This is a genomic window from Mitsuaria sp. TWR114, assembly GCF_007997345.1.
In genome coordinates this window covers 1-5,879 of record NZ_VOSR01000440.1, presented here as the reverse complement: position 1 = coordinate 5,879, position 5,879 = coordinate 1, and the positions used below count along the sequence as shown (strand labels likewise).

The 5,879-nt window shown below is 69.5% G+C and carries 4 protein-coding genes, 1 tRNA gene and 1 pseudogene; 3 read left to right on the top strand and 3 right to left on the bottom strand.

The annotated features are described in order from the left end of the window. A pseudogene (locus FUT87_RS16010) lies at positions 1-243 on the bottom strand (diaminopimelate decarboxylase); the annotation flags it as partial. A gap of 122 nt (positions 244-365) precedes the next feature. On the opposite strand from FUT87_RS16010, the gene FUT87_RS31430 reads away from it, so the two are divergent. Continuing rightward, on the top strand, positions 366-2,606 hold the full coding sequence (locus FUT87_RS31430; protein ID WP_147241656.1) for a translocation/assembly module TamB domain-containing protein: 2,241 nt from the start codon (positions 366-368) through the stop codon (positions 2,604-2,606). Positions 2,607-2,731: 125 nt separating this feature from the next. Beyond that, a tRNA-Arg gene (locus tag FUT87_RS16000) sits at positions 2,732-2,806 on the top strand. A gap of 71 nt (positions 2,807-2,877) precedes the next feature. On the opposite strand, the gene FUT87_RS15995 is transcribed toward FUT87_RS16000, so the two are convergent. After that, positions 2,878-3,219 carry a cupin domain-containing protein gene (locus FUT87_RS15995; protein ID WP_147241655.1) on the bottom strand — a complete coding sequence of 114 codons (342 nt, stop codon included), beginning with the start codon at positions 3,217-3,219 and terminating at the stop codon, positions 2,878-2,880. A 322-nt stretch (positions 3,220-3,541) separates the two neighbouring features. Between FUT87_RS15995 and FUT87_RS15990 the strand changes: the two genes are divergently transcribed. After that, positions 3,542-4,987: a S41 family peptidase gene (locus tag FUT87_RS15990; RefSeq protein WP_147241654.1), complete on the top strand. Its 1,446-nt coding sequence runs from the start codon at positions 3,542-3,544 to the stop codon at positions 4,985-4,987. A 111-nt stretch (positions 4,988-5,098) separates the two neighbouring features. On the opposite strand, the gene tatC is transcribed toward FUT87_RS15990, so the two are convergent. Beyond that, a partial coding sequence (tatC, locus tag FUT87_RS15985; protein ID WP_147241653.1) for a twin-arginine translocase subunit TatC occupies positions 5,099-5,879 on the bottom strand: 781 nt, incomplete at its 5' end.

Sequence of the window (5,879 nt, the reverse complement as noted above, 5' to 3'; positions counted from 1 at the left end):
GGCCAGCGCGCGCAGCACCTCGCCGCGCGACACCGAATCCACCTTCACGCCCTGCTCCCGCATCAGCCGCAGGATGTGGGTGTTGGAGCAGGCCTTCTGGGCGAAGCGGACGGTGTCGAAGCCCTTCAGCGCGGCGATGCGCTCACGGATGACCGCCGCGTCGTACACCCAAAGCGGCGTGCCATGGCGGACGGCGAGCGCGCGCAGCTGTTGTTGGCGGGCGGGGGTGAGGACTTGCGGCATCTCGGCGTTCCTTTGGGGGATGTATTCAGACTGCCGCAAGCATCGTCGCCTCGGATCATTCAATCAAATGCTTTGTTTTCCTTGGTGGATTCATTGCTGATATGGACTGATATGCTGGGCCGATGCCCCTCCCGATCACGCACCGTCATATCGAGGTCTTCCGCGCCGTCATGACCGCCGGCAGCGTCACGGGCGCGGCGCAACTGCTCTTCACCTCCCAACCCACGGTGAGCCGCGACCTGGCGCGCATGGAGTCGCTGCTGGGTTACGTCCTCTTCGACCGCGCGCCCGGCCGACTGCGGCCCACCGCGCGGGCGATGGCGCTGTTCGACGAGGTCCAGCGCGCCTATCAGGGCCTGGACCAGGTGGTCGCGCGCGCGCAGGCCGCGAGCGGCGCGGGCGGCACCCTCGCCCAGACCGTGCCGCTGGACCCGCAGGGCGCTCGCGCCCGGCTCGCGCTGGAGGGCGCGCTGGACACCGATCCGCTGCAGGCCTGGCGCCAGGGCGCGAACTGGCAGGCCCGCAACCTGGCGCTCGCGCTGGAAGCCAGCCAGCAGCCGACGCCGCTGCTCAAGGCCGGGCCGCTGGCACTGGCGCTGCGGCTCGACCGCGGCCTCGATCCGCGGCAGGCGGCGCTGGCGCCGGGGCGGATGGAGCTGCTCGGCGGCGGCCTGCGCTGGGACCGGATGAACTGGCAGAGCTCGTCGCGGTCCGACCTGCCCTCGGGCGAATGGGACGTGCAGGCCGCGCTGGAGCCGCTGGCCGCGGCGCCGGTGCTGAACAAGCTGCAGCCGGACTTCGGCTGGGGCGGCGACCTCCAGATCGAAGGCCGCTTCAAGTCGCGCCGCGACGCGCGCGGCCTGACGGTGGACGCGATGATCGAGCGCACCCGCGGCGACCTGACCGTCACCGACGAAGTCAGCACCCAGCGCCTGGGCTTGACCGACCTGCGCCTGGGCGTGATCGCCGACCAGGGCGTGTGGCACCTGGTGCAGGGCGTGGCCGGCGAGAACATGGGCGCCGTCGGCGGCGCCCTGAGCTTCCGCGCCGCCAACGCGCATGCGCTGCCGACGCCGGGCGCCAAGCTCGAAGGCGGCATCGAGGCCAAGGTCGACAACATGGGCAACTGGGGCCCGTGGCTGCCCGCCGGCTGGCGCCTGGGCGGCAGCCTCGCGGCGACGCTGAGCTTCGGGGGCACGCTGGGCGCTCCCGAGATCCGCGGCCAGGCCGGCGCGCAGAAGCTTTCGCTGCGCAATCCGCTGATGGGCGTGGACATGCAGCAGGGCGAGCTGGCGCTGACCATGAGCGGCCGCGAGGCCAGGCTGGAGAAGTTCAGCGCCCGGGCCGGCAACGGCACGGTGAACATGGACGGCACGCTGCGCTTCGGCGCCCAGCCCAGCGCCGAGCTCTCGCTGAAGGCGGACACCTTCGCGCTGCTGCAGCGCGTGGACCGACGCGTCGTCGCCACCGGCGCCGCGCAGCTCAAGGCCAGCGCGCAGCTGCTGGACCTGAAGGGCCAGTTCGTCGTCGTCGAGGGCCTCTTCGACTTCTCCCGTGGCGACGCGCCGCAGCTCGACAGCGACGTGCAGGTCGTGCGCCAGAGCGCGCCGCCCAAGGCGGTGGACGGCAGCGGCAAGCCGATGCGGCTCAAGCTGGACCTCGACCTGGACCTCGGCCGGCGGCTGCAGCTCAAGGGCTACGGCATCGACACGCGCCTGCGCGGCTTGCTGCATGTGGCGCAGGACGGCCAGCCAAGACCGCAGATGACCGGCGAGGTCCGCAGCGAAGGCGGCACCTTCAACGCCTACGGCCAGAAGCTGGTGGTGGAGCGCGGCGTGTTCAGCTTCGTCGGGCCGCTGGACAACCCGCGGCTGGACGTGCTGGCGATCCGCCCCGGCATGGAGAACGAGGACGTGCGCGTGGGCGTGACCGTGACCGGCACGGCCAACAGCCCGCGGATCCGGCTCTACTCCGAGCCCGACATGAGCGAGACCAACAAGCTGTCCTGGCTGGTGCTGGGCCGCTCGCCGGACAACCTCGGCCGCAGCGACACCGCGCTGATGCAGCGCGCCGCGATGGCGCTGATCAGCGGCGACGGCGAGAGCGCCAGCGACAAGCTGATCCACAACATCGGCCTGGACGAGCTGTCCTTCAGCGGCGAGGGCGACGACGCGCGGGGCACCGTCGTGCGGCTGGGCAAGCAGGTGAGCCGCAACGTCTTCGTCGCCTACGAGCGCGGGTTGAATGCGACCACCGGCTCCTGGCAGGTCATCTACAAGCTCGCGCAGCGCTTCACGCTGCGGGCGCAGGCCAGCGAATACCAGCAGGGGCTGGACGTGATCTGGCAGTGGAAGTGGGAGTAGCGGGGCTGTAGCAGGCCTGTAGCAGACCCGTGGCGCGGCCGAGGCCGAGCGGCCGCGTGCCAGGCGCTCCTTCCATGCGAGAATCCGCCGCTTTCGCGCAGCCGCCCGCCCGGGCGCTGCGTGGGCTCTCCGTAGTTCAATGGATAGAACGGCCGCCTCCTAAGCGGCAGATACAGGTTCGATTCCTGTCGGAGGGACCAGCGCCCTCGCGCCGGTCTCGCGTCGCTCCCACGCCGCCGGCGCTTCAGCGGCTCCAGCGCTTCCGCACCATTCAGCGCTTCAGCACGATCGTCACCAGCGCCGACGCGTCCACGACGCCGGTCACGCCGTGCACCACCCCGCCCTCCAGATAGCAGAGCTGCCCCGCGCGCAGGCGCTGGCGCTGCTCGACGCCGTCGCGCAGCACGCTCAGTTCGAGCTCGCCTTCCAGGCAATGGAGCGTGATTTCCCCGTCCACCTTGTGCGGCGGCAGCGACTTGCCTTGCGGCAGCACCACCCGCATCACCTCCAGGCCCTCCGACTTGAACAGCGCGGAGGACGGTGTCCCGGACAAGGCGGCGCCAAGCGGCGCGACATCGATCGGCTGGGCGGGGGCGGCATGCGGCAAGGCCATGGCTCTGCTCCTGAAGGGCTGACGACGGCGGCGCGGGTCCGCGCCGCAGCTGGCGATCGGGCCATCATGGCACCGACCGGCGCGACGCGCACCCCCGGCGCGGCCCTGCCCTGCCGGAAGTCATCGCACCCCGTGACGAACGGGATCGGCAAAGCGCCAGGATTGCGCGCGGTACGCGTAAAAGCGGGGTAAACCGACTTTTCATGCCGGGCCGCCTTTTTGCCCGACGCATATACTGGGAACGCCTTTGTTCCGTCCCGCGCAACGGGGACGAACAAGCGGCGCCAAGCAGCCAGGCTGTACTGATTCAAGGTTTTTCATCATGGGCGCCAAACTGAAAGTCGCGGGCTGGGTCGCGTTGGGAGCGATGGCCGGGGTCATGACGACGATGCAGCTGCAGGCCAATGCGCGCAGCACGACCAGCCCCCTTCCGCTCGAGGAACTGCAGCAGCTCGCCGCCGTCTTCGGGATCGTGAAGTCCGACTACGTCGAATCCGTCGACGAGAAGAAGCTGATCAACGATGCCATTTCCGGCATGGTCAGCGGCCTGGACCCCCACTCCCAGTTCTTCGACAAGAAGAGCTTCAAGGAATTCCGCGAAAGCACCTCCGGCAAGTTCGTCGGTGTCGGCATCGAGATCGGCATGGAGGACGGCCTGGTCAAGATCGTCTCGCCGATCGAAGGCAGCCCCGCCTTCCGCGCCGGCCTCAAGAGCGGCGACCTGATCAGCAAGATCGACGACACCGCGGTCCGCGGCCTGACGCTCGACCAGGCGGTCAAGAAGATGCGCGGCGAACCCGCCACCAAGGTCACGCTGTCGATCTACCGCAAGTCGGAGAGCCGCACCTTCCCGATCACGATCACGCGCGAGGAAATCCGCGTCCAGAGCGTGCGCGCCAAGATGGTGGAGCCGGGCTACGCCTGGATCCGCGTCAGTCAGTTCCAGGACCGCACCGTCGAGGACTTCACCCAGAAGCTCGCCGACCTCTACAAGCAGGACCCCAAGATCAAGGGCGTCGTGCTGGACCTGCGCAACGACCCGGGCGGCCTGCTCGAAGGCGCCGTCGCCATCTCCGCGGCCTTCCTGCCCAAGGGCGTGGAAGTGGTGTCGACCAACGGCCAGCTCGCCGAATCCAAGGCCAGCTATCGCGCCGATCCCGACTTCTACGCCCGCCGCGGCTCCGGCGACCCGCTGCGCCGCCTGCCCGAGGCGCTCAAGAGCGTGCCCCTGGTGGTGCTGGTCAATGAAGGCTCCGCCTCGGCCAGCGAGATCGTTGCCGGCGCGCTGCAGGACCACAAGCGCGCGACGGTGATGGGCCTGCAGACCTTCGGCAAGGGCTCGGTGCAGACGGTGCGCCAGCTCGGCCCGGACACCGCGGTCAAGCTCACCACCGCCCGCTACTACACGCCGAGCGGCCGCTCGATCCAGGCCAAGGGCATCGTGCCGGACATCCCGCTGGACGAGACCGCCGAGGGCAACGTCTTCGCCGAGCTGCGCATGCGCGAGGCCGACCTCGAGAAGCACCTGCACGGCGCCGACGAGAAGACGGAAGAGGCGCGCTCGAAGGAACTCGAGAAGATCCGCGAGGAGCGCCGCCAGAAGCTGGAGGCCGACTACGCCAAGCGCGCCGAGCCGCCCAAGCCGCTGCCCGAGTTCGGCAGCAGCGAGGACTTCCCGCTGCGCCAGGCGCTGAACCAGCTGCAGGGCAAGCCGGTGGCGGTCTCCAAGGTGGCCCAGGAACGCAAGGCGGAAGCCAAGACGGAGTGAACGGCATCGGCCGGCGGCCGACGAGCCGCCTTCCCGCCCCCCAATGAGAAACGCCCGGTGCAGTGCACCGGGCTTTCTTGTTTGGGGTCCTGGCTGAGGGCTCCTGCCGTCTCAACCGGCCGTCGTGCCCTTGTGTTCTTCGGTATCGTCCGGCGCCCGGGTGTAGCGGGCAAAGGCGCCGGCGGCCCACAGGCCGACTTCGTACAGCAGGCACATCGGAATCGCCAGCGCGAGCTGCGAGACGATGTCCGGCGGCGTGATCACGGCCGCGATGACGAAGGCCAGCACGATGAAGTAGCCGCGGAACTGCTTGAGCTGCGCCACCGTGACGATGCCCATGCGGGCCAGCACCACCACCACCACCGGCACCTCGAAGGCGGCGCCGAAGGCGATGAACATGTTCATCACGAAGCCCAGGTAGGCCTCGATGTCCGGCGCGGCGGTGATGCTCTTGGGCGCGAAGCTCTGGATGAAGGTGAAGACCTTGCCGAACACGAAGAAGTAGCAGAACGCCACCCCCGCGAAGAACAGCAGCGTGCTGGACACCACCAGCGGCATCACCAGCCGCTTCTCGTGCGAGTACAGGCCCGGCGCGACGAAGGCCCAGACCTGGTACAGCACCACCGGCAGCGCCAGCAGGAAGGCCGCCAGCAGCGTGATCTTCAGCGGCACGAGGAAGGGCGACAGCACGTTGGTCGCGATCATCGAACTGCCCTGCGGCAGGTGCGACACCAGCGGCACGGCCAGCAGGTCGAACAGGCCGCCGGGGCCGGGCCAGGCGCACAGCAGGCCGAAGGCCACCCCGATCGCCAGCAGCGCCCGGATCAACCGGTCGCGCAGCTCCATGAGGTGGGACACAAAGGGCTGTTCGGTGCCGGCCAGTTCGTCTTCT